General features: G+C 25.0%; 21 protein-coding genes. 5 read left to right on the forward strand and 16 right to left on the reverse strand.

The annotated features are described in order from the left end of the window. The first annotated feature begins 40 nt into the window (after positions 1-40). Positions 41-514: a SixA phosphatase family protein gene (locus AMYT_RS10365; protein ID WP_114842458.1), complete on the forward strand. Its 474-nt coding sequence runs from the start codon at positions 41-43 to the stop codon at positions 512-514. Positions 515-556: 42 nt separating this feature from the next. Here AMYT_RS10365 and mnmE read toward each other — a convergent pair whose 3' ends face one another. The 10 genes from mnmE to AMYT_RS10415 all read right to left on the reverse strand — a co-directional run bounded on the left by mnmE (position 557) and on the right by AMYT_RS10415 (position 13,088). After that, entirely contained in the window at positions 557-1,900 is a 1,344-nt protein-coding gene (gene mnmE, locus AMYT_RS10370; RefSeq protein WP_114842459.1) for a tRNA uridine-5-carboxymethylaminomethyl(34) synthesis GTPase MnmE, read from the reverse strand. Positions 1,901-1,902: 2 nt separating this feature from the next. Continuing rightward, positions 1,903-2,775, reverse strand: coding sequence for a Jag N-terminal domain-containing protein (locus AMYT_RS10375; protein ID WP_114842460.1), 873 nt, complete (start codon positions 2,773-2,775; stop codon positions 1,903-1,905). A gap of 8 nt (positions 2,776-2,783) precedes the next feature. Next, positions 2,784-4,385 (reverse strand): membrane protein insertase YidC, encoded by a 1,602-nt coding sequence (gene yidC, locus AMYT_RS10380; protein ID WP_114842461.1) that lies wholly within the window; start codon positions 4,383-4,385, stop codon positions 2,784-2,786. After that, the gene (gene yidD, locus AMYT_RS10385) at positions 4,372-4,710 is read right to left on the reverse strand and encodes a membrane protein insertion efficiency factor YidD (protein WP_114842462.1); all 339 of its coding nucleotides are present in this window, start codon (positions 4,708-4,710) and stop codon (positions 4,372-4,374) included. Before yidD ends, yidC begins: the two co-directional genes overlap by 14 nt. Beyond that, the gene (gene rnpA, locus AMYT_RS10390) at positions 4,707-5,042 is read right to left on the reverse strand and encodes a ribonuclease P protein component (RefSeq protein WP_114842463.1); all 336 of its coding nucleotides are present in this window, start codon (positions 5,040-5,042) and stop codon (positions 4,707-4,709) included. The genes yidD and rnpA overlap by 4 nt, the downstream gene beginning before the upstream one ends. After that, the gene (gene rpmH / locus AMYT_RS10395) at positions 5,030-5,164 is read right to left on the reverse strand and encodes a 50S ribosomal protein L34 (RefSeq protein WP_099342439.1); all 135 of its coding nucleotides are present in this window, start codon (positions 5,162-5,164) and stop codon (positions 5,030-5,032) included. The genes rnpA and rpmH overlap by 13 nt, the downstream gene beginning before the upstream one ends. A gap of 88 nt (positions 5,165-5,252) precedes the next feature. Next, positions 5,253-7,151, reverse strand: a complete 1,899-nt coding sequence (locus tag AMYT_RS10400; protein ID WP_114842464.1) for a sensor histidine kinase — start codon at positions 7,149-7,151, stop codon at positions 5,253-5,255. 65 nt (positions 7,152-7,216) lie between these two features. Continuing rightward, positions 7,217-9,793 (reverse strand): ATP-dependent Clp protease ATP-binding subunit, encoded by a 2,577-nt coding sequence (locus tag AMYT_RS10405; RefSeq protein ID WP_114842465.1) that lies wholly within the window; start codon positions 9,791-9,793, stop codon positions 7,217-7,219. Between the two features lie 74 nt (positions 9,794-9,867). Beyond that, entirely contained in the window at positions 9,868-11,979 is a 2,112-nt protein-coding gene (locus tag AMYT_RS10410; RefSeq protein ID WP_114842466.1) for an ATP-binding protein, read from the reverse strand. Then, positions 11,979-13,088 carry an ABC transporter substrate-binding protein gene (locus AMYT_RS10415; protein WP_114842467.1) on the reverse strand — a complete coding sequence of 370 codons (1,110 nt, stop codon included), beginning with the start codon at positions 13,086-13,088 and terminating at the stop codon, positions 11,979-11,981. The genes AMYT_RS10410 and AMYT_RS10415 overlap by 1 nt, the downstream gene beginning before the upstream one ends. A 64-nt stretch (positions 13,089-13,152) precedes the next feature. Here AMYT_RS10415 and AMYT_RS10420 point away from each other — a divergent pair, with 64 nt between their 5' ends. Then, positions 13,153-13,719, forward strand: coding sequence for a ribonuclease HII (locus tag AMYT_RS10420; protein ID WP_114842468.1), 567 nt, complete (start codon positions 13,153-13,155; stop codon positions 13,717-13,719). Between the two features lies 1 nt (position 13,720). Here the strand turns inward: AMYT_RS10420 and AMYT_RS10425 are convergent, their stop codons facing one another. Beyond that, positions 13,721-14,035: an MTH1187 family thiamine-binding protein gene (locus tag AMYT_RS10425; RefSeq protein WP_114842469.1), complete on the reverse strand. Its 315-nt coding sequence runs from the start codon at positions 14,033-14,035 to the stop codon at positions 13,721-13,723. A gap of 222 nt (positions 14,036-14,257) precedes the next feature. Here AMYT_RS10425 and AMYT_RS10430 point away from each other — a divergent pair, with 222 nt between their 5' ends. Next, on the forward strand, positions 14,258-16,351 hold the full coding sequence (locus tag AMYT_RS10430) for an EAL domain-containing protein (protein ID WP_114842470.1): 2,094 nt from the start codon (positions 14,258-14,260) through the stop codon (positions 16,349-16,351). 85 nt (positions 16,352-16,436) lie between these two features. After that, entirely contained in the window at positions 16,437-16,778 is a 342-nt protein-coding gene (locus tag AMYT_RS10435) for a hypothetical protein (RefSeq protein WP_114842471.1), read from the forward strand. Between the two features lie 35 nt (positions 16,779-16,813). Here the strand turns inward: AMYT_RS10435 and AMYT_RS10440 are convergent, their stop codons facing one another. From AMYT_RS10440 to bioA, 4 genes are all read right to left on the reverse strand, one after another. Next, positions 16,814-17,668 (reverse strand): bifunctional methionine sulfoxide reductase B/A protein, encoded by an 855-nt coding sequence (locus tag AMYT_RS10440; protein ID WP_114842472.1) that lies wholly within the window; start codon positions 17,666-17,668, stop codon positions 16,814-16,816. A 101-nt stretch (positions 17,669-17,769) separates the two neighbouring features. After that, positions 17,770-18,387 (reverse strand): fumarylacetoacetate hydrolase family protein, encoded by a 618-nt coding sequence (locus AMYT_RS10445; protein ID WP_114842473.1) that lies wholly within the window; start codon positions 18,385-18,387, stop codon positions 17,770-17,772. A 10-nt stretch (positions 18,388-18,397) separates the two neighbouring features. Further along, the gene (locus AMYT_RS10450; protein WP_114842474.1) at positions 18,398-19,054 is read right to left on the reverse strand and encodes an NUDIX hydrolase; all 657 of its coding nucleotides are present in this window, start codon (positions 19,052-19,054) and stop codon (positions 18,398-18,400) included. Between the two features lies 1 nt (position 19,055). After that, positions 19,056-20,321: an adenosylmethionine--8-amino-7-oxononanoate transaminase gene (gene bioA / locus AMYT_RS10455; protein ID WP_114842475.1), complete on the reverse strand. Its 1,266-nt coding sequence runs from the start codon at positions 20,319-20,321 to the stop codon at positions 19,056-19,058. 127 nt (positions 20,322-20,448) lie between these two features. Between bioA and AMYT_RS10460 the strand changes: the two genes are divergently transcribed. Next, complete coding sequence (locus AMYT_RS10460; RefSeq protein WP_191287666.1) at positions 20,449-20,733, forward strand: hypothetical protein; 285 nt, start codon at positions 20,449-20,451, stop codon at positions 20,731-20,733. Positions 20,734-20,781: 48 nt separating this feature from the next. Here AMYT_RS10460 and purH read toward each other — a convergent pair whose 3' ends face one another. Then, entirely contained in the window at positions 20,782-22,314 is a 1,533-nt protein-coding gene (gene purH / locus AMYT_RS10465; protein WP_114842476.1) for a bifunctional phosphoribosylaminoimidazolecarboxamide formyltransferase/IMP cyclohydrolase, read from the reverse strand. Positions 22,315-22,356 lie beyond the last annotated feature (42 nt).

The following is a 22,356-nucleotide window of genomic DNA, read 5'->3' on the forward strand; positions in this document are numbered from 1 at the left end:
TTAAAACTTTTTACAATTAAAAAAATGATTTAGGGTTAATATGAAAACATTATATTTATTAAGACATGGGGAAAAAGAAGAGAATATTTCTCAAGATGATTATGATATTAATCTAACGCAAAAAGGCAAAGATGATATTGCAAAGTTAGCAAAAAAACTTCTAAAAAGAGAAATAAATCTTGATTTAATAGTTTCAAGTCCAGCAAATAGAGCAAGACAAACTGCTGAAGTTTTAGTAAAAGAGCTAAATTATCCAAGAAATATTATGTATAATGAAGTAATTTATCAAGCTTTTTTAAATGAACTAAATGAAACAATTACTTATACTTTTGACACAGTTAATTCTTTATTAATTGTAGGACACAATCCTTCTTTAGCTGCCCTTGCTTATACTTTTTGTGGTTTTAGAGAACCCTTTGATATGGGAGATATAATAAGAATTGATTTTAATTGTAACTCTTGGGTAGAAATAGGAAAGCATAATGCTAGTTTTAACTTTTTTGAAAAGCCATAAAAATTAGGAACTAGGATTTTATAATAATCTCCTAGTATCCAATTATTTACCTAAACAGAACTCTCCAAACATAACATCTAACATCTCGTCATTGTCATATGGTCTTGTAATATTTGAAATATTATGTAAAGCTTCTGTTATATGATGAGCAAAAAATTCCAATTCTCCTGTTTGTAAAGGGAAAGTTGCTTCATTTATATGATGTAAAGTTAGCTCAACACTTTGAATTTGTCTTTTTGAAATTAGAGTCATCTCATCACTATGAGTATTGGCATCTAAAATTTTTTCTATTTTTTCTATTAAAGGATTAATACTTTGCTTAGTACTTAATTCAATAAAATCATTAAGTTTAGATTTTTCAAAAGAATTTTGTAAATCTGTTTTATTTAATACTTTAATAATTTGCTTATTTGAATTTTCTTTTAATAAAGATAAAATCTTTTCATCTTCACTATCACAAGGTTTACTATTATCAAATAAAGCTACAACAATATCTGCTTGCTCTATTGCTTCAATTGATTTTTCAATTCCAATTTTTTCTATAATATCAGAAGTCTCATCTCTAATTCCAGCAGTATCTACTATTTTTATAATATGAGTTCCTATTTTAACAGACTCTTCAATAGTATCTCTAGTAGTTCCAGCAATATCAGAAATAATAGCTCTATCAAAATTTAGCAATTTATTTAATAAAGAAGATTTACCAACATTTGGTTTTCCAACAATTGCTATTTTAAAACCTTCTATCATCCCTTCTCTTCTCTTACTAGCTTCAAGAGTGTTAGAAAGTTTTTCTTTTATTTTTGTAAGTTTTACATCAATTTTTTCTAAAATATCATCTGGTAAATCATCTTCTGCATAATCAATACTAACTTCTGTATAAGCTAGCATAAAAAGTAAATCTTCTCTAATATCATTTACAAAAAAACTTAATTCACCTTTTAACTGTTTAGCTAAAAGTTTAACTGCATCTTCACTTCTTGCTTCAATAATTTTAGAAATTGCCTCTGCTTTACTTAAATCTATTTTTCCATTTAAAAAAGCTCTTTTTGAAAACTCTCCAGGATTTGCTATTCTTGCACCAAGGGCAATTACTTCATCTAAAATCATATTAGCAATTGCTACTCCACCATGACATTGAAACTCAACAATATCTTCACCAGTAAATGAAAAAGGTGCTTTAAAATAGATTAATAAACCTTCATCAATAGGGTTTTCATCTTTTGAATAAAGTGTTGATAAAGTTACATATCTTGGAGTTAAATTAGTTTTTTTTGAGATTTTAAGAGCTATTGGTAAAGCGTTTTTACCACTAACTCTTACAATAGAGATTGAACCAATACCATTGGCTGTTGCTATTGCAACAATTGTACTATCATCAAACAATTTTACTGCTCTTTACTTCTATATTCATTAACAAGTACATATCTATCACCTCTAATATTTGTTTTAACAGCAACATATTTATTAGGGAATTCATCTCTTAATCTTTTAAGAGCAATATGAACTAAAATTCCATCTAAAGGTTTTGTTTTAAAACTACCTTTTTCTTTTATAATTTCAATTGCAGGTTCTAAATATGTATGAATAGAATCTTCTTGATTTTTTAAAAACTCTGCAACTTCTAATCTTAGCATAAGACCATATTTTTCATTTATCCAATTAAAAAGAATATAAGATAAGGCTTTATACCTATATCCTTCTTTTCCAATTAATAAAGCAGAGTCTACTCCTGTAAATTCAACATAAATTGTTTCATCATCATAAAACTCTACTTTAGTTTCATCAATATCATAACATGTGTTTGAAAACAAAGAATCAATTCCAGCTTTTACTTCTTGTAAAATTTCATCTTTATCTTTTTTTACAATTAATTGAGAAATTTGTTGTTTTTCATCTACCTCATAAAAGTTATCAAAAATATTTTCTTTTGATTCTAAATTAGGAACACTTCTCAATTCTTGTTTTTTATAACTTTTTACTTGTATTTCTTCTTTATTTGAATCTTGTATTTTTTTAGAAACATCTTCGATTTTTATATCTTTTTTTCTAAAAGAGTGTTCTTTATTTTTTCTTGCGTAGCTACTAACTTGTGAGCTTTTTTCAAAAACTCTAATTATGGCATTTTTTTTGCCAATACCAAGAAATCCTTTTCTTGGTTGTTGGTCTATTTCAATTTCTAAATTAGTAATTGAGCACTGAAATTCATTTTTTGCTAATTCATAAGCTTCTTCTAAACTCTTTGCTTCAAACTTTTTCATATTTTTTCCTATTTTTTTATAGCTCTTTTCTTCTCAAACATTCTATTTATTGTGTATTGTTGAGCTATTGTAAATACGTTGTTTACAAACCAATATAGAGTTAATCCTGCAGGGAACCATAAGAAGAAGAATGTAAATACAATTGGTAACATTTGGAAAATCTTCTTTTGCATCTCATCTTGCATTGTATTTGGAGTGATTTTTTGTTGTAACCACATTGAAACACCCATTAAAATTGGTAATACAAAATAAGGATCCATTTCTGCTAAATCATGAATCCAGAAAATCCACTCAGCACCTTTTAACTCAATAGCATTTAATAAAACTCTATAAATAGCAAAGAAAACTGGAATTTGTAATAAAATAGGTAAACATCCACCCATTGGGTTTGCACCATTTTTCTTATAAAGTTCCATCATATGCATTGAAGCTTTTTGTTTGTCATCTTTATATTTTTCTTGTATCTCTTTAATTTTTGGTGCTAAATCTTTAAGCTTTTGCATTGATACCATACCTTTGTATGATAAAGGATATAATACTAACTTAATTAAGATTGTAACAATAACAATTGTCCATCCCCAGTTTCCAACCATATTATGAATATATTGTAATAATACGAACATTGGTTTTGCAATAAACGTAAACCAACCATATTCAATAACATCTGTTAATTCAGGATTTAACGCTTTTAAAGTATTAAACTCTTTTGGTCCTAAATATCCACTAAATGTAATATTATCATTTCCATGAATAAAAGCTTGTGGATTATTTTGTGAATCAGGCATTACTGTAACAGCAAGTGATTGTTGGAAATTATAAATAACTGTTGCATAATATCTATCAAAATTTGATACAAATTTAATACCAGTATAATTATTAGTTTTACTTAAATCTCCATCTTCTACTAATTCCATAGTTCCATCATTTAGTTTTACATACATACCATGATCTGCATACATATCTGCTAATACATTTGGTCTAAATCCATTTGTAATAAAGAATTTTTTATCATTTGTAGAAGATATTTTTAAATCATAATGACCATCTGGATAAAAAGTAAACTCTTTTGTTAAAACTGTATCTGTTAAGTTTTGTGTTAAAACAACTTTTTGTGTAGAAGAAGTTGCATCAACATTACTTTTATCTGCAATTAAATTTACTTTAAAAGCTTCATTATTTACATTTACATCAGCAAATCTTACTTCTAAAGGTCTTAATTGATTAGCTTCAAAAAGTTTTATTTGCTCATGATTACCATCAATATATTGTTTATCTTGTAAAGTAACTTGTGCAATTCTTCCTAAATTATCAATCTCAATTATATTATGTTTAGTTTTAACTTGAGTAATTATTTCATTAGAACCAATTGCTTTAGAAGATAAAGCATTAACTGATTTTGACATATTTTCTGCTGAAGCAGATACATTTGTTCCTTGTTCAACTGCTGGCGCACTATTTTGAGTTGTTTGTGTTTGTGCTTGGGCTTGTTTTGCTTCTTGTTGAGGCTTTAATACCAAAAATTCATATGCAATAAAAAATACAAAAACTACCAATGTCATAATTAACATTCGTTTTTGCATACCACCATTATCTTGATTAAAGTTGTTCATTATTGTTATTCCACTCCCTATTTTTAAGTACCAAATATCTATTATTTTTTATAGGTATATACCAATATTTGATTTTAATTTTTTTATAGTTAATATTATTATGCTTGGCAAGCTTTATAATTGGATAATCAAATCCACCTTCAAAAAGCTGATTACATTTTAATATGCGTGTTATTGTAAAATAAATAGCCTTAAAAAAAGTATTATTTTCAAATTGCCAAACAGCATATTCAGAACATGTTGGGTAATATCTACAACTTCCATATGAAAAAATAGATAAATATTTTTGATAAAATCGAATAAGATATTTAGCTATTAGTCTCATTTTAGAAGTTCTAATCTTTTAAGAGCAAAAAGAAAATCTTTTTCTAACTCTTTAACGTCTCTTTCAAAAATATTTTGTTTGGCAACAAAAATGTAATTTCCAGAAATTACCTTGTTTTCAAAAGAAACAAACATTCCTCTAAGTCTTCGCTTAGCCCTATTTCTTTCAACCGCTTTTCCAACTTTTTTAGAAGCAACAAAGGCAACTTTTAAGTTAGTATTAGGCGAAAAAAAAGCGACAAATGAATGGGTATGCCATTTTTTGTCGCTTTTATATATTTTGTTAAAATCGCTTGAACTATTAATTCGGTGTTTTTTGCTTAAACAGCTAATCTTTTTCTACCTTTAGCTCTTCTAGCTTTGATAATTTTTCTACCGTTTTTAGTAGCCATTCTAACTCTAAAACCATGTGTTCTCTTTCTAGGAGTATTATGTGGTTGATATGTTCTTTTCATCTTTAGTTTTCCTCTTATTGACTAATTAAGTTGCGGATTATAGTTAAATACAGCTTAAACTATCTTTAGTTTAAACAAATCTTAATAATTAGATTTCTTTTGGAAGTCTAATTATAAAACTTGCTCCTTTATACATCTTTTCATTATATTTATATTTTACATTTTGAACTTTTATTTCACCTTTTAAATGCTTAGTTACTATTTCTTTACTCATATAAAGCCCTATTCCTGTACCATTTGTATCTTTTTTAGTTGTAAAGTATGGATCAAATATTTTATCAATAATCTTTTTATCAATTCCCTTTGCATTATCTTTTATCTCTATTAAAACACTATTATTTTCATCTTTTATATTAATAAAAATAAATCTTTCATTTTCTATTTTAATTAATTCATCTCTTGCATTATTTAAAATATTAATTAAAACCTGAACTAATTCATTTTCAAGTGATTTTATTTTTATATCTTCTATATTTTTTATTATTTCAATATCTTTATTTTTATATTGAGCATAAACTAAACTTAAAGTTTTAGTTATTGAATCATTTAAACTAATTTTGCTAGTCTGTTTATTTTTATTAAAAAAGTTTCTAAAGTCATCTATTGTTTTAGAAAGATATTGTACATTTTCATTTATAGAGTCAAGTGTTCTATTTTCAAATTCATCTTCTAAAACTCCAAGTTCTTTTTGTAATTTTATAGCACTTGAAGCAGAACTTATGGCATTTAAAGGTTGTCTCCATTGATGAGCAATATTACCTATCATTTCTCCCATACTTGCCATTTTTGATTGGTATGCAATTAAATTATCTTTTTTTATATTCTCTTTTAATTGGCTATTAATAGCTTTTTTATATCGTAAAAAAATTTTTTCAACTAGTTTTGAAATATATAAAGAAATAAGTAATGAGACAATAGTTGAAATAATAGCTATTTTATAAAAAGCAGAAATCTCTTTTTTATATTCATCTTCTAAAGAATGCTCTTTTTTTTCCAATTCATTATAAAAATCATCTAAATAAAAGCCTGTTCCTATAATCCACCCCCAATCTTTAAAAGCTTTTACATAAGTTGTTTTTCTTATAGTTTTACTTTTATGGGGTTTATTCTTATGCAAATAAGTTATATAACCACCTTCTTTTGCATTTTCATTTAATTGCTCAATAAAAATATCTTTATTTTCATATGCTACATAATCTTTTATATTTTTACCAATTAATTTTTTATTATAATAACTTAAATATTCACCTTTATAATTAGTAACAAAAATATATCCAGATTCATTAAGTTTTATATTAGCAATATAATTTATTACCTCATTTTTTATATTATTTTCAAAATCAAGTATAAACTTTCCTGTTCCAATATAAATTCCAAGATTAGGCATTTTTTTAAAAAAGCCTAGTTTTTTATACTCTTTATCATCTTTTTTAGGCCAATACCAATAATAATACAATTCATCATTAGTTGCAAATAATGCTTTTAATTCTTGTGAAATTAAAGCACCTTTTTTATCCACATAATTCCATAAGTTTTTACCTTCAATATTATTTACTGGATGTAAAATATTTTTGCCTTCTAAATCATAAATAAAAAAATAGCTATCTTCATCTTGGTCATATCTAAAATCCCTAAGAACTTCTTTGATTTTAAAAAGTATCTCTTCTTTTGATTTTTTTTCATTTAGTTTATATATTTTATTAGCAATTATAGTAGCATTTTCAACTGCATTTTTTATTTTGTTTTTAAGTTCTATTTCTGTTGAAAGTTGTTTATATCTAATATAATAAATAATTTCATCCACATTACTTTTTATAAAGTTTTTATTAATTGATATAAAATTCTCTTCTATTTGTAGTTTATTTGACTGGAAAGTAGTTTTTTTATTATTAAAAAAATATAAGTTAATAGCAATACAAAGAGTAAATATAAAAATTACTGGGGTATATTTAATTATAAAAAGAATTTTTTTTTCTTCTTCTTTCATAAATTCTCCTTTGAGAAAGAAATTATAACATAACTTATAATTTTTTCTAAAGGAGAAACTTAAATTTACTTTATATTAATAACTATTCTATCATCTACACAATCAAAATTAATACTATTACCTTCTTTTAGTTTATCTTCTAAAATTAAATCAGCTAATTTATCTTCTACAATTTCATAAAGTGCTCTTTTTAAAGGTCTTGCACCATATACAGGATCAAAACCAGCTTTAGCGATAAACTCTTTTGCACTTTGTGATAAAGTAATAGTTATATCTCTTTCTTCTACTTTTCTTTTAATTTTTTCAAATAATATTTCTACAATATTTGAAATTGCTTCTAAATTTAGTTGTTCAAAAATTATAATATCATCTAATCTATTTAAAAATTCTGGTTTAAAATATGCTTTTAAAATACCTAGAACCTCTTTTCTTCTATTTTCTTTATCCAAAATTTCTATAATTTGAGAACTTCCTATATTTGAAGTTAAAATAATAATTGTATTTTTAAAATCTACTGTTACACCTTTATTATCTGTAAGCCTTCCATCATCTAATACTTGTAAAAGTATATTAAATACATCAGGATGGGCTTTTTCAATCTCATCAAATAAAATTACACTATAGGGTCTTCTTCTTACAGCTTCAGTTAATTGTCCACCCTCATCATATCCAACATAACCTGGTGCTGCACCAATTAGTCTTGAAACTGCATGTTTTTCCATATATTCACTCATATCAAATCTTATAAGTGATCTTTCATCATCAAATAAAAATTTAGCTAAAGTTTTTGCACTTTGTGTTTTTCCAACACCTGTTGGTCCTAAAAACATAAAAGAACCAATTGGTCTATTTGCCTCACTAAGCCCTGCTTTATTTCTTTTTATTGCTCTACTTATTGCTTTTATAGCATCATCTTGTCCAACAACATCTTCTTTTAAAACAGCTTCAACTTTTAAAACTCTTTGCTTTTCACTATCCATCATTTTATTTACAGGAATTCCTGTCCATCTACTTACAATTGAAGCAATTGATTCTTCATCAACGCAATTTCTAAGTAAAGTTCCTGCTTCTTGCATCTGTTTCCATTTTTCTTCATTTTCTTTTATTTGTTTTTCTAAAGTTGGTATTTCACCATATTCAATAGAAGCAGCTTCTTCAAATCTAGATTCTCTTTTCGCAATATTTGCTTTAGTTTTTAGTTCATCTATTTTAGTTTTTAGTGTTGAAGTAGCATTAAAAGTCTCCTTCTCATTTTCAAATCTAGTTTCTAATGTAATTTTTTCTTCATTTTTATTTGCTAATTCTTTTTCAATCTCAGCAATTCTTTGCTCATTTTTCTTACTTTTTTCCATCTTTAATGCTTCTTTTTCCACATTTAAAGATTGTATTTCTCTTTTTATTGATGATAAAGCATAAGGTTCACTTTCAATTTGCATTTTAAGTTCAGCTGCTGCTTCATCAATTAGATCAATAGCCTTATCTGGTAAAAATCTATCTGTTATATATCTATCTGATAATTTTGCAGCAGCAACTAATGCACTATCATTTATAGTTACATTATGATGCGTTTCAAGTCTTTCTTTTATACCTCTTAAAATTTGTAAAGCTTCATTTACACTTGGTTCATCAACTTTAACAGGTTGGAATCTTCTTTGCATTGCAGCATCTTTTTCAAAATATTTTCTATACTCTTTTAATGTTGTTGCTCCAATTGTATGCAATTCACCCCTAGCTAAGCTTGGTTTTAGAATATTTGCTGCATCCATACTACCTTCGCTAGCACCTGCACCAATAATTGTATGAATTTCATCTATAAAAAGAATTATATTTCCAGCTTTTTTTACCTCATCAATAACTGATTTTAATCTATCTTCAAATTCACCTCTATATTTTGCTCCTGCAATTAAAGCACTCATATCTAAAGTAACAACTCTTTTATTTAATAAACTTGTAGGTACATCTTTATTTACGATTTTTTGTGCAAGTCCTTCTGCAATAGCTGTTTTACCAGTTCCTGGCTCTCCCAATAAAATTGGATTATTTTTTGTTTTTCTAATTAGAATTTGCATCATTCTTGTAATTTGTTCATCTCTTCCAATTACAGGATCTAATTGTCCATCTATTGCTTTTTTATTTAAATCAATACCATATTTTTCTAAACTTTCTAAATTTTCATCAGAAGTTGCACTATCAATAGTTGCACCAGCTCTTATCGCTTCTAGCTCTTTTTTAGCGTCTAATAAATTTACATATTTTCCTAAAATATCTTTTAGCTCTTTAGTATCAAAATTTGCTATTAGCCAAGTATCAACTGCAATAAATTTATCTGCATTTTTAGTCATAAGTCCTTGGGCTTTTTCTAAAGATTGCATAAAGTTTCTTGATAATCTAATATTTTCTTTAGAGATATTTGAAACACTTGTTAATTTAGAAGCATAAGATTTTACTTCTAATTCAATAGCTGTTTTATCAATATTCATTTTATTTAATAGTTGATTTAATACTGAGTTTGTATTTGTAATTAAAGCCCATAGAAAATGAACTATTTCAACCTCTTGGTTTTTATTATGTAAGCTAAGAGAGACTGCTGAATCAATAGTCTCTGCTACTTGATTTGTTAATTGTTCAAATATTTTTTTCATTTTTAGCACTCCTTTTTTATAACTGCTAATGAATTATAGCAAGTTGAGTGTATTAATGTCAAGTAATATTTAAATTATAAAGATGAAAAGTAGATTTTAAATTCACATCCATTATAAGTGTTTTCTTTATATTCAAAAGTTACATTTTCAACTTCTATAATCCCTTTCATATGATCAACAATAATTTGATGTGTCATATACAATCCTATTCCTGTGCCTTGAGATTGATGTTTTGTAGTAAAATATGGATCAAAAATTTTAGGTAAAATATCTTTTGGTATTCCTCCTGCATTATCCTTTATAGAAATAACTACATCATCTTTCTTTAAATAAGTTTTTATAAAAATAAATCTATTTTCTTCTTCATTTGTCTTTAAAGCATCTTTTGCATTATTTATAATATTTATAAAAGCTTGAGTTAATTCATTTGCATAACCTTTTATAAATAAATCATCTTCATACTCAGTTTGTACACAAATATAATGATTTTTAAAACTTGAATCCAATAATTTAATAGCTTTATCAACTACATCTTGAATTTTTATATCTTCAATTTCCTTATCAACTTTAAAAAAGTTTCTAAAATCATCAATTGTTTTTGATAAATATTTTGTATTTTTAATAATCATATCCAAGGCAACATCTAAAGTTTCATCATCCAATAATCCAAATTCTTTTTCTATTTTTACACCACTTGCTGCTGTACTAATAGAACTTAATGGCTGTCTCCATTGATGGGCAATATTTCCTATCATTTCTCCCATTGAAATCATTTTTGATTGTTGAGAAAGTAGCTTATCTTTATTTTTTAATTCAGTAATATCTATAAAACTACTTATTTTTACTTTAACACCATTTAACTCAATAAATTTACCTTGAACTAAAGTAGTAAGTTTTTCGCCATTTAGTTTTAATATTTCCAATTCATAAGGTTCAGTATTAATTAATATATTTGTTTTTGCAAGATTCATAAAATTAGGAGAAATTATTTCAAAAATATCTTTTCCAATTAACTGCTCTTTATTTGTAGCACCTAAAAGTTTTAAAGTTACTTCATTTACATCTATACATACTTTTGTATCATGAATAATAATTGCTTCCATTGTAGAATTTAATAAAAACTCAAAGCTATCTCTTGATTTTTTTAGATTATCTTCTCTATTAATAATCTCTTTTTTCATTTTCTCAAAACTTTTAATTAATGAAGAAAACTCTTTATATTCTGATTTTTTTATATTTTGATTATATTCACCATTTGAGATATTTTTAGTTGTTTCTTGTAAATAATCAATTTCATAAAAAACTTTATTAAAAATCTTAAAGATAAAATATAAAGCAAAAAGTATAAATAAAATTACTAAGAAAAAGATTGAAATTAATATTTTTTCTAAGGTATTTATAAATATCTCATAGCTTTCCCTAATAATTAAAATCCAACCTGTTTTTTCAACAATAGTATACATTCCAATATTTTTTTGTTTTTTTACTGCACCATCAAATTGTGTTAAAGTGTATTGGGGTTTATTTTCAATTAGTTGTTTAAATACGCTACTGTTTTTAACATTAAATCTTTGAGTAACAACAGAAGGCTTATCAGAATTTATAATAAAAACTCCATTTTTATCCAACATTCTTATCATATGGCTATCATCACTATTTTTAAACTTTGTAATAAACTCCGATAATTTTTCAAGTTCTAACATAATAACAATAATATTATTTTCATTTGTTTTATATGAATAAGAAACAACTGGCAAATTATTTATAGAAGAAAGATAGATATTTGACCAATAATCTTTATCTTTTACATTTTTAAAAAACTCTTTATTTGAATAATCAAATCCTTTATAAATATTATCATTGTTTTTACTATAAAAATTTTTTAAATATCCTTTATAGTCTAAAATTAAAATTGAAGAAATCTCAATATTTGTTTCAACTAAAGTTTTTAATAGTTCATCTTCATTGCTTTGATTATTTGAAATATATAATGCTGTATTTTCAATATTTTTTATTTGATTTTTTATTTCAAAAGAGACTTGCATTAAAACTTGTTTTAAAGAGTGTTCTACACTATTTATTTTCATATCATAAAAATTTAACATTGATAAAATGCCAATTAATAAAGAAACGATAATTATAGAAAAAATTAGAAAGGAAGAGATTGTACTTTTTATACTTTTCATTAATCTATCTTTTTATATTTTTTATTTTTTATACTCATTATAAAATAATCTCTATAAACATCTCCAAAATCATCAAAAATAATCTTTCCTTGCAAACCATCATAGCTTTTTTTTGACAAAATAATTTTTTTGAATTCATTAGTATCTCTATGCTTTTTAAGTGTTTCTATTAAAATAGATGCCGTTTCATAAGCTTGTGCAGAAAAAACAGAAGGTAAATCGCCATATCTTTTTTGATATTTTTTTACAAACTTCAAATATTTTGGATCTGTTGAATTATCATCATAACCAGTAACAAATATCATATCTTCAACAGCAATACCACCCTCTTCTATAAGCTTTAATTCTTTTGCCCAACCAGAAGAAATTAAAGTTTTTGAAAAATTATTTAATTTAAAAAATTGTGCAAGCTTTGCAGTATCAATTGCATTTGCAATAATAAAAACAGCATTAATTTTATCACTATTTATTTGTTTAAGAATTTCATTAAAATCTAAATTTAAATCTAATTTAGAAACTACTTTCCCATTGTATTGTTTATATGATTTTTCAAAATGTAAAGCAACACCTTTAGAATAATTACTATTTTTTAAATCATAGATTATTGAAATATTTTCAATATTGTTTTTAATTAAATATTTAGATAGTGTATCAAACTTTTTAGAATTATTTGCAACTTGAGTTCTAATAAAATTATCATCAATATTAGTAAATTCATTACTACTTGCTGTTGCAGAAATTAGTAAGATTTCAGGATGAGAAAGAAGTTTATCTCTTGAAACTTTTGTCATAGAACTTGTAGTATTACCAACTATTATTTTTATATTTTCATTAATTAGTTCTTCTACTACTTTTTCATCTTCACTTTGTTCTTGCTTATCATCTTTAATAATTAATTCTATTTTATTTTTATCTATTTTATAATCTATTTCTTCAAAGGCTAATTTAAATCCATTTAATACACTATGTCCCAAAGATGAGTATTTACCACTTAAACTAGAAATAAAGCCTATTTTTATTATTTCTTCATTACTATTCTTTTTTAAAATAGCAAAAAGCAAAATAAGAAATAAAATAAAAATTATTAAAAAAATTGCTATTTTTTTCATAGGTTATACCTTAAAAATAAGTAAAGATTTATAATTATACATAATTATTTATAAAAGGACACATATGTTATGTGGTATTGATGAAGCAGGAAGAGGACCATTGGCAGGACCAATGGTAATTGCAGGTGTTGTATTAAAAAAACAAATAACACAATTAGATGATTCTAAAAAATTAACTCAAAAAAAAAGAGAAGAACTTTTTGAAGAAATTATAAAAAATTCTATTTATCATATTGTTTTTAAAAGTGCAAAAGAGATTGATGAAAAAGGTATTAGTGCTTGTATAAAAAGTTCTATTTTAGAGATAATGAATAATATTAAAGCAGAAGAATATTTAATGGATGGAAATACTTCCTTTGGTATTTTAAATCTTCAACATAAAATAAAAGCTGATGCCACAATAAAAGAAGTTAGTGCAGCTTCAATTTTAGCTAAAGTTAGTAGAGATAAGTATATGTGTGAAATTGCACCAAAATTTCCTAATTATGATTTTGAAAAACATAAAGGTTATGGAACAAAAGCTCATGTTGAAAAAATAAAAGAATTTGGAAGATGTAGGGAACATAGAGTTTCATTTAAATTAAAAAGTTTAAATGAAGATAATATTGGTATTCAAAAAAGCCTTTTTTAGACTATTTTGAAACTTCACCTATATATTCTTCTACTGATTTAACTTTTTTATGTATTCTATCTTTATGATTTGGTCTTATATCAAAGTTTATTGAAGAATATACTCTTAAACAACCTTCTTGTTCCAAAACTTGATAACATCTTCCTATTAAATCCAAAGCTTCACTCATTTTTGAAGTTTCAATTATAGTACACATTGAAGTTAATTGATAGGAAAAACCACTATTTCTAATTACTTCAATAACCTTTGATACATATTTAGCTTTACTTTCACTTTTATCTGTAGGAAACATTGACATTTGAACTAAAACACTCATTTGTAAGCCTTTATCTAAAATAAATAATAATTTTGTCATATTATAAAATAATAAATCAAAAACGCATAAAAATTTAAATTTAAATTTAAATTTTTTTATTAGTTTTTTTATAAAATTAGTCTAAAATATTTAATAAAGTTTTAATTTTTAAGTCTTTTAAAAGATATTAATTGACACTATTAAATTACAATCTTATAATATAATAAACAAAAAAGAGAGCTAATGTTAAAAAATATTTCTTATAAAAATCTATTCGTTTCACTTATAATTATCTTTTCGCTAATTATTACATTTATTGTCTATTTAGTATTTAGTAATATTGAAAAATTTCATATTGACAAACTTTCAAAAGATACTTATAATAGTGAAAAAATTCATATAAAAAGCTTTGTAAAAGAATATTTTGATGTTTACAATAACTTGCTTATTACACTAAGCAATACTAAAGAGATTATTGAATATGAAAATAATATAGAAATAATAGAAAAAATATTTAACTCTTATGAAAAAACTCTACCAAATCTAATTGGAATAATATACCTTGATAAAAATCAAAATGAAATAATAAAAGTTAATAAAGTTTATGAATCAATTAAAGAAGATTATACTTTTTTTAATAGTTTAGATAAAACATTTAAAGCTTATTTAACTAACCAAAAAATCTACCTTGGACAAAATATTTTTAAAGAAAATAAAAAAATTTCTACACTTATTTTAAAAATTGATATTAAGGAATTTATCTCAAAACTTGTAAGTTCAAACCTATATAATCTAACGTTAGTTAATAAAGGTAAGCCTATTTTAAATAAAGAAAATCTTACTTTATCAAAAGAAGAATTTTCTTTAATTTTAAATAATGAAGAATATTTATCAAATAACCTTTATAGCTTTTCAATTAATGATTTTTACAATCAAAATATAAAAATTGTTCTAAAACCAAAACATACTTTAGATGATGAAAAATTAAAAAAGTCACAGGCTATAATTTTTCTAATTTTATTTTTCAGTTTTTTAATTTTAATTCCACTTGCTATGTATTTTTCAAATATTCCAAATAAAATTCTAAAAGAATATGAAGATAAACTTATTACTCATAATATTACTGGATTAAAAAATAGTATCTATTTAGATAAAGAGTTAAATAACAAAACTTTTAATAATTCTATAATAATTCTAGTTTACTTAAATAACTTCAAAAAACTACAAAGTGTCTATGGATACAAAATAATTAATACAATTTTAAAAGAATCTTCAAGATTAATTGAAAGCTATAAACATAAAGATGAAAATTTTGAAGAGTTATATTCTATAGAAAATAATCTTTTTGCAATAAAATATAATTTTACAAATGAAGCAAATCTTATTAAATTTACACAACTTTTATTTACTGATTTAGAAAGAGTAGAAATATTAATTGATAAAAATAGTTCAATATATCTTGATTTAACTTTAGCTATTTCAAATCCTCTTGATGTGAAAAACAATGCACAAAAACTCCATGAAGCTCAAATGGCGCTAGAGTATGCTTTAGAAAATAAAATTGATATTTTAGTTTATGACCCAGAAGTAAAAACTAAAGATATTAATAGTCTAAATCTAAAAATTCTAAAATCAATTAAAAATGCCATTGATAAAAATGATTTAGTTTTACATTATCAACCAATATATAATAATAGAACTCAAAAAATTGAAAAATATGAAACTTTAATGAGAATAAGAAATAGCAATAATGAAATTATTTATCCAAACTCTTTTTTAGATATTGCAAAAAACTCAAGAAAATATAATAAATTAACTTATGCCATGATTGAAAAATCTTTTAAATATTTTCAAAATAAAGAGTATGAATTTTCTATAAACTTAAGTGTCTTAGATATTGTAGAAAAAGGTTTTACTGCTTTTTTAGTTCAAAAAATAAAAGAGTATAATGTTGAAAAAAAATTAGTTTTAGAAATAGTTGAGTCTGAAAGTGTTACAAATTATAAAGAGATTAAAAAGTTTATTGTTGCAATAAAAGAATTAGGTTGTAAGATTGCTATTGATGATTTTGGAAGTGGATATGCTAACTTTCAACATATAATTAGTTTAAGTCAATATATTGACTATATTAAATTTGATGGCTCACTAATTAAAAATATACATAAAAATAGAAAATCTCAACTTCTTGTTGGGGTAATTAAATTTTTATGTGATAGTTTAAATATACAAACTATTGCAGAGTTTGTTGAAGATGAAGATACTTTAAATTTTGTAGATTCAATGGGAATAAATTTTTCTCAAGGTTACTTTATTGGAAAACCTATAGAAAATATATAAAAATAGATTATCAAATATTATTTTTAATATTTTATTTACAGTAAATTTGTTATATTAATTATATTATATATACTAAGGAGAGATAATGCAAATTGAAATGACTGCGGAAGTAGTTTTGTCTCAATTGGGCTACACTAAAAGCGAAAGTTCACTTAAACAAGCTGAAAAAATGATTGAATCAACAAAAAATTTTGATAAGTTTGCAAAGCATATTATTAGTTTAAATGACCATTTAAAAAAAATGAATGCTTATGTTAGTTTATCTAATAAAACAGATCACTTAAAAATCAAATGTGATGAAAATGATGCCGAAGAAATTTTAGAAGAATTTCATAATGAAGTAACACATTGGGCAAATAAATATAATGTAAAGTTACAAAAACTTGATGGAAGACCTATTTATTATATCTTAGGTGTTACAGAGTAATTTATAGTTAAGTATATAAGTTTTTACTTATATACTTAAAAAATCTTATTGTAGCTATGACAATAAGGTGTTTTATTATGTCTTACATAATAATTTTGATGATAATCTTCTGCTTCAAAAAAATGAAAAGCACTATGTAAAGTTGTTGCAACTTTATATCCCATTTCTCCCAAATTATCTAAAACATTCATTGCTATTTGTTTTTGTTTATCATCTGTATAAAAAATAGCTGATAAGTACTGGCTTCCAATATCTGGACCTTGTCCATTTGTTTGTGTAAAATCATGTATTTCAAAAAAATATTTTACTAACTCTTCATATGTTATTTCACAACTATTATATTTTACTTTTACTACTTCTAAATGTCCACTCATTCCACTACAAACTATTTCATATGTAGGATTTACAATATGTCCACCCATATATCCAGATACAACTTTATAAACACCTTTTAGTTTTTGAAAATAGTATTCTACTCCCCAAAAACAACCAGCAGCAAAATAAGCAGTTTCTTGATTATTGCATACTTTTTTCTTAGTATCAAAATTTAATGAAATAGAGTTTACACAATGTCTAGTATTTTTAGCAGTAAAGCCTTCACCTTCAAATACATGTCCTAAATGAGCACCGCAAGAGGCACAAACTATTTCTATTCTTCTTCCATCCCTATCAGGTACTCTTTTTACAGCATCTTTTATCTCATCATCAAAACTAGGCCAACCGCAACCTGAAGAAAATTTATCTTCAGATCTATATAAAGAGGCATTACATTTTTTGCATTTATAAATACCATCTTCATAAAAATCATTATATTTTCCAGAAAATGGTCTTTCTGTTCCTTTTTTTTCTATAACATAAGTCTCTTCTTCTGATAACTCATTATATTTCATTTATTTGCCTTTTTAAGATAAATAAGAAATAATAGCAAATTAAAAAATATTAAGAATTAAGAAAAAAAATAATTTGCAGCTTTAATCTATTTTAAATCTTATTAAAGCACTTCAAAACAACTTTGAAGTAAAACTTCATTTTTATATAAGATTTTACCAAGAAAAATATCTCCAATTTTAAAACTTCCTACTCCACTTGGTGTTCCACTCATCAAAATATCTCCATCTTCAAAATCTAAAAAAGTTTTTGCTTCACTTATAATCTCTTGTGGTTTATTTATCATTAAAGATACACCACCTTTTTGTTTTAATTCATCATTTATATAAAGTTCAACCTCTAAATCTTCAATGTTTTTATTAAAAGAGACAAATTTAGAAAAAACTGCTGATTTTCTAAAAGCTTTTGCTCTTTCCCAAGGTAAACCTTTTGTTTTTAAAATAGTTTGTTTTTCCCTTAATGTTAAATCTAAACCAAACCCAACTGCTGTTATTTTATCTTCTTCAATTAAAAAAGAAATTTCAGCTTCATAATGACAGCTTTTTTCATTTTGAGGGAAAACTAAACTATTACTAATTGAAGAGTTAGGTTTAATAAAAAATACCATTTCTTGTGGAACTTCATTATTTAACTCTTTGATATGATCTACATAATTTCTTCCAATACAAACTACTTTTGATGGAAATATCTCTACATTATCATTTAATAAAATTTTATTCATATTTTTATTCCTAATATTTTTTTAAAAAGTCTTGTAAAATAACAGCTGTCATTCCCCAAATAACTTCATCTTTATATTTATATACCCAAACTTTATGTTTTTTATTTCCCCAAGGCTCTTTATATACTTCTGGAAGACCTAACTCTTCTGCTGGAAAATATATCTCTTTTTCACCTAATTCATTTATTTCATAAGGTTTTACTTCACTTTTTAAGGTATATACTTCTGGCTCTTGCTTTTTTAAATATGATAAAGGAACTAAAATAATCTTTTCAACTTCATTTTTATCAATAACCATATTTTTTAAAGCTTTTTTCTTTATTATTCCTACAAAAACTTCTACAATAGCACCAATAGGAGCAACCATAGTATCAAGTTGCCCTACTATTTTTATCTCTTTTTTATCTATTCCAAGTTCTTCTTTTGTCTCTCTTAAAGCAGTTTGCTTAAAATTTTTATCAATACCTTTTTCAAAACCACCACCTGGAAAACAAATATCTCCACCTTGCCTTATATTTGCTGCTCTTTTTTGAAATAAAAGATAATATTCACCTTTTATTTTTACAAGAGGAATAAGCACTGCTGAGTTAAAAAATCTATCTCTTCCCAATACACTTGGATATTTTGGAAGATTAGAAATCATTTTTTTTAAATCTTCTTTTTTCATTTTAGCTCTTTACAGATTTAATAGCTTCTATCATTACCTTTACAATTTTTCTTAAATCTTCTTCTTTTATTGTATAAGCTACAATAGAATAGATTAACTTACCAAAAGGTCTTATCCATACCCCATTTTTTACACAATAATCTTGTATTTCTTGTGCATATATATTATCTTTTAACTCAATTACTCCAATTGCTCCAATATTTCTAATATTTTCCACTAATTCTAAATTTTTTGCTGCTTCAAGTTCCTCTTTAAAAATAGCTTCGATAGTTAAAACTCTTTTTTGCCAAGGAGTTTCTAAAAGAAGTTTAATACTTTCAATCGCCACACTACAAGCTAAAGGATTTCCCATAAAAGTTGGTCCATGCATTAAAATACCTAGTTGTGAATTAGAAATAGTATCACTTACTTCTTTTGAAGTAATCATAGCAGCCATTGTCATATAACCACCAGTTAAGCCTTTCCCAACTGTCATAATATCAGGTTTTATATTTGCATGTTCCATAGCAAACATTTTTCCGGTATGACCAAATCCTGTTGCTATTTCATCTGCAATAAATAAAATATCATATTTTATACATAATTCTTTAGCTTTTACTAAAAATTTAGGATTATAAATTCTCATTCCTCCAGCACCTTGAACAATAGGTTCAATTATAAATCCTGCAACTTCTTTATGATGTATTTCAAATGTTTTTTCAAGCTCTTCTATTGCTTTAGTACAATCATTATTAAAACCTAGTTCTGGAGCCTTTGTAAAAATATGTTTTGGTAAATATGTACCATAAATATTATGCATTGAATTATTAGGATCACATACACTCATTGCAGCTAAAGTATCTCCATGATAAGAGTGTTCACAAGCTATAAACTTATACTTTTTTAAACCTTTTGCTTCTTGATATTGAATTGCTGTTTTTAAAGCTACTTCAACGCAAACAGAACCACTATCACATAAAAATACACTATTTAATCCTGTTAAATCAACTAATAACTTACATAAAGTTGCTGCATTTTCATGTGCAATACCTCCAAACATAATATGAGGCATAATATCAAGCTGAGTTTTAATAGCTTTTGTTAATCTTGGATTGTTATACCCATGAATTGCACTCCACCATGAACTCATTCCATCAATTAATTCTGTATTATCTTCTAAAAATATTGAGGTTTTATCAGTTCTTTTTACAGGTAAAAGTTTTGTTTTTGACGGCAATGAATTATAAGGATGCCAAACATGAGTTTTGTCAATATCTAACCAATGCAAAAGATTCCTTTATTTTTTTTGTATTTTATCAAAAAGTTATTTTATAACTACTTTTAGATAAAATTAGTCACTTTATTATCATATTACAAGAATATAATATTTAGCAAAATACTCTAGGAGAAAGTTTATGGAACATCATGATTTAGAATTAAAACATATTGCAAGTTTAGGTGATAAAAGATTTTTTGTATCTACTATAAAAATGCATGTAAGACATGCTTGGTTAAATCAACATGATAATGTATATGTGTATGAAACAATGATATTTAAAAAAGAAAATGGGAAAGTTTTATACCACGAACCAATTTATAATAAAAGATATAGCTCATACGATATGGCAATAGAAGGTCATCAAAAAGCAATTGTAAATATTGAAGAAATAGTTAAAAAAGCACAAAATGATAATAACTAATAAAAGAGTTAAAAGTATAAATACTTTTAACTCTTTTTTATTTATATTTTAGTGTAAGAAGTGTCTTTTTCCAGAGAAATAAAGTGCCATATTATATTCATTTGCAGCTTCAATAATCTCATCATCTCTAATAGAACCACCTGGCTCAATTACACATTTAACCCCAGCTTTATTTGCTTCATCAATAGAGTCTCTAAATGGGAAAAATGCTTCAGAAGCCAATACAGCACCAGATACATCAAGTCCCATATCTTCTGCTTTTCTTAAAGCAGCTTTAGAAGCATCAACTCTTGAAGTCATACCCATTCCAACTGCAACCATAGCAGAATTTTTAACATATACAACACAATTTGATTTTGTTAAACTTGCAATTTTATATGCAATTTCCATATCTTTTATCTCTTGTTGCGTTGCTTGTCTTGTTGATTTAAGTTCTGCATTTCTAACTTCATCTTCTTCTACAAAGTCAGCATCTTGATATACAAATCCACCATCAACTCTTTTAAAATCATATGTATCATTTGCAAGTTCTAAATATTGTGTACCTTGCTCAAAAAGTTTAATTCTTTTTTTACTTGCAAATACTTCTTGTGCTTCAGGAGTAATTTGTGCAGCAAATACTACTTCTAAGAAAATTTCATTCATTTTAATAGCTAATTCTTTATCAACTATTCCATTTACAGCAACCACACCACCAAAAGCAGAAACTGGGTCACATTTTAAAGCTTCCACATATGAATCAAATAAATTATCTTTTATGGCAAAACCACAAGGATTTCCATGTTTTACTATACAAACAGCAGGTTCTTTTCCAAACGCAGCAGCAATTTTAGCAGCACCACTAATATCACCCATATTATTAAAACTTGCTTCACCTTTTAAAGTGATAAATTTACTTGTAAATTGGTTATCAAACTCATATAAAGCACCTTTTTGATGTGGATTTTCTCCATATCTTGTATCAAATACTTTAGAACCTACAATAAATTGTTTTGCACCCATTGCATTATTAAATCTTTTATTCATATAATTTGCAATCATAGCATCATATGCAGCTGTATGCTCATATGCTTTAATCATCATATCTCTTCTAAACTCAACTGTATTAGTATTGTTTTTAAGATTATTTAATACTAAATCATAATCTGCAACATCAGTTACAATAATAACTGAATCAAAGTTTTTAGCCGCACTTCTAACCATAGCAGGCCCACCAATATCTATATTTTCAATAATCTCTTCAAAATCATCAGTTTTTTCAATTGTTGCTTTAAAAGGATATAAGTTTACACAAACTAAATCAATACCTTCAACTCCAAGCTCTTTTGCTTGGTCTAAATGAGATTGTTTATCTCTTCTATGTAAAATTCCTCCATGAATATATGGATTTAAAGTTTTAACTCTACCTTCAAAACATTCAGGAAATTTTGTAACTTCATTTGCCTCTATTACAGCAATTCCTGCCTCTTTTAATTTATTATATGTTCCACCAGTTGAGATAATCTCATACCCTAAAGCAACTAATTCTTTTGCAAAATTCTCTATACCACTTTTATCACTAACACTAATTAAAGCTCTCATTTTAAGTATCTTCTCCCCATAATTTATTATTCTAAAATAAAA

This window comes from Malaciobacter mytili LMG 24559, assembly GCF_003346775.1.
Lineage (GTDB): Bacteria > Campylobacterota > Campylobacteria > Campylobacterales > Arcobacteraceae > Malaciobacter > Malaciobacter mytili.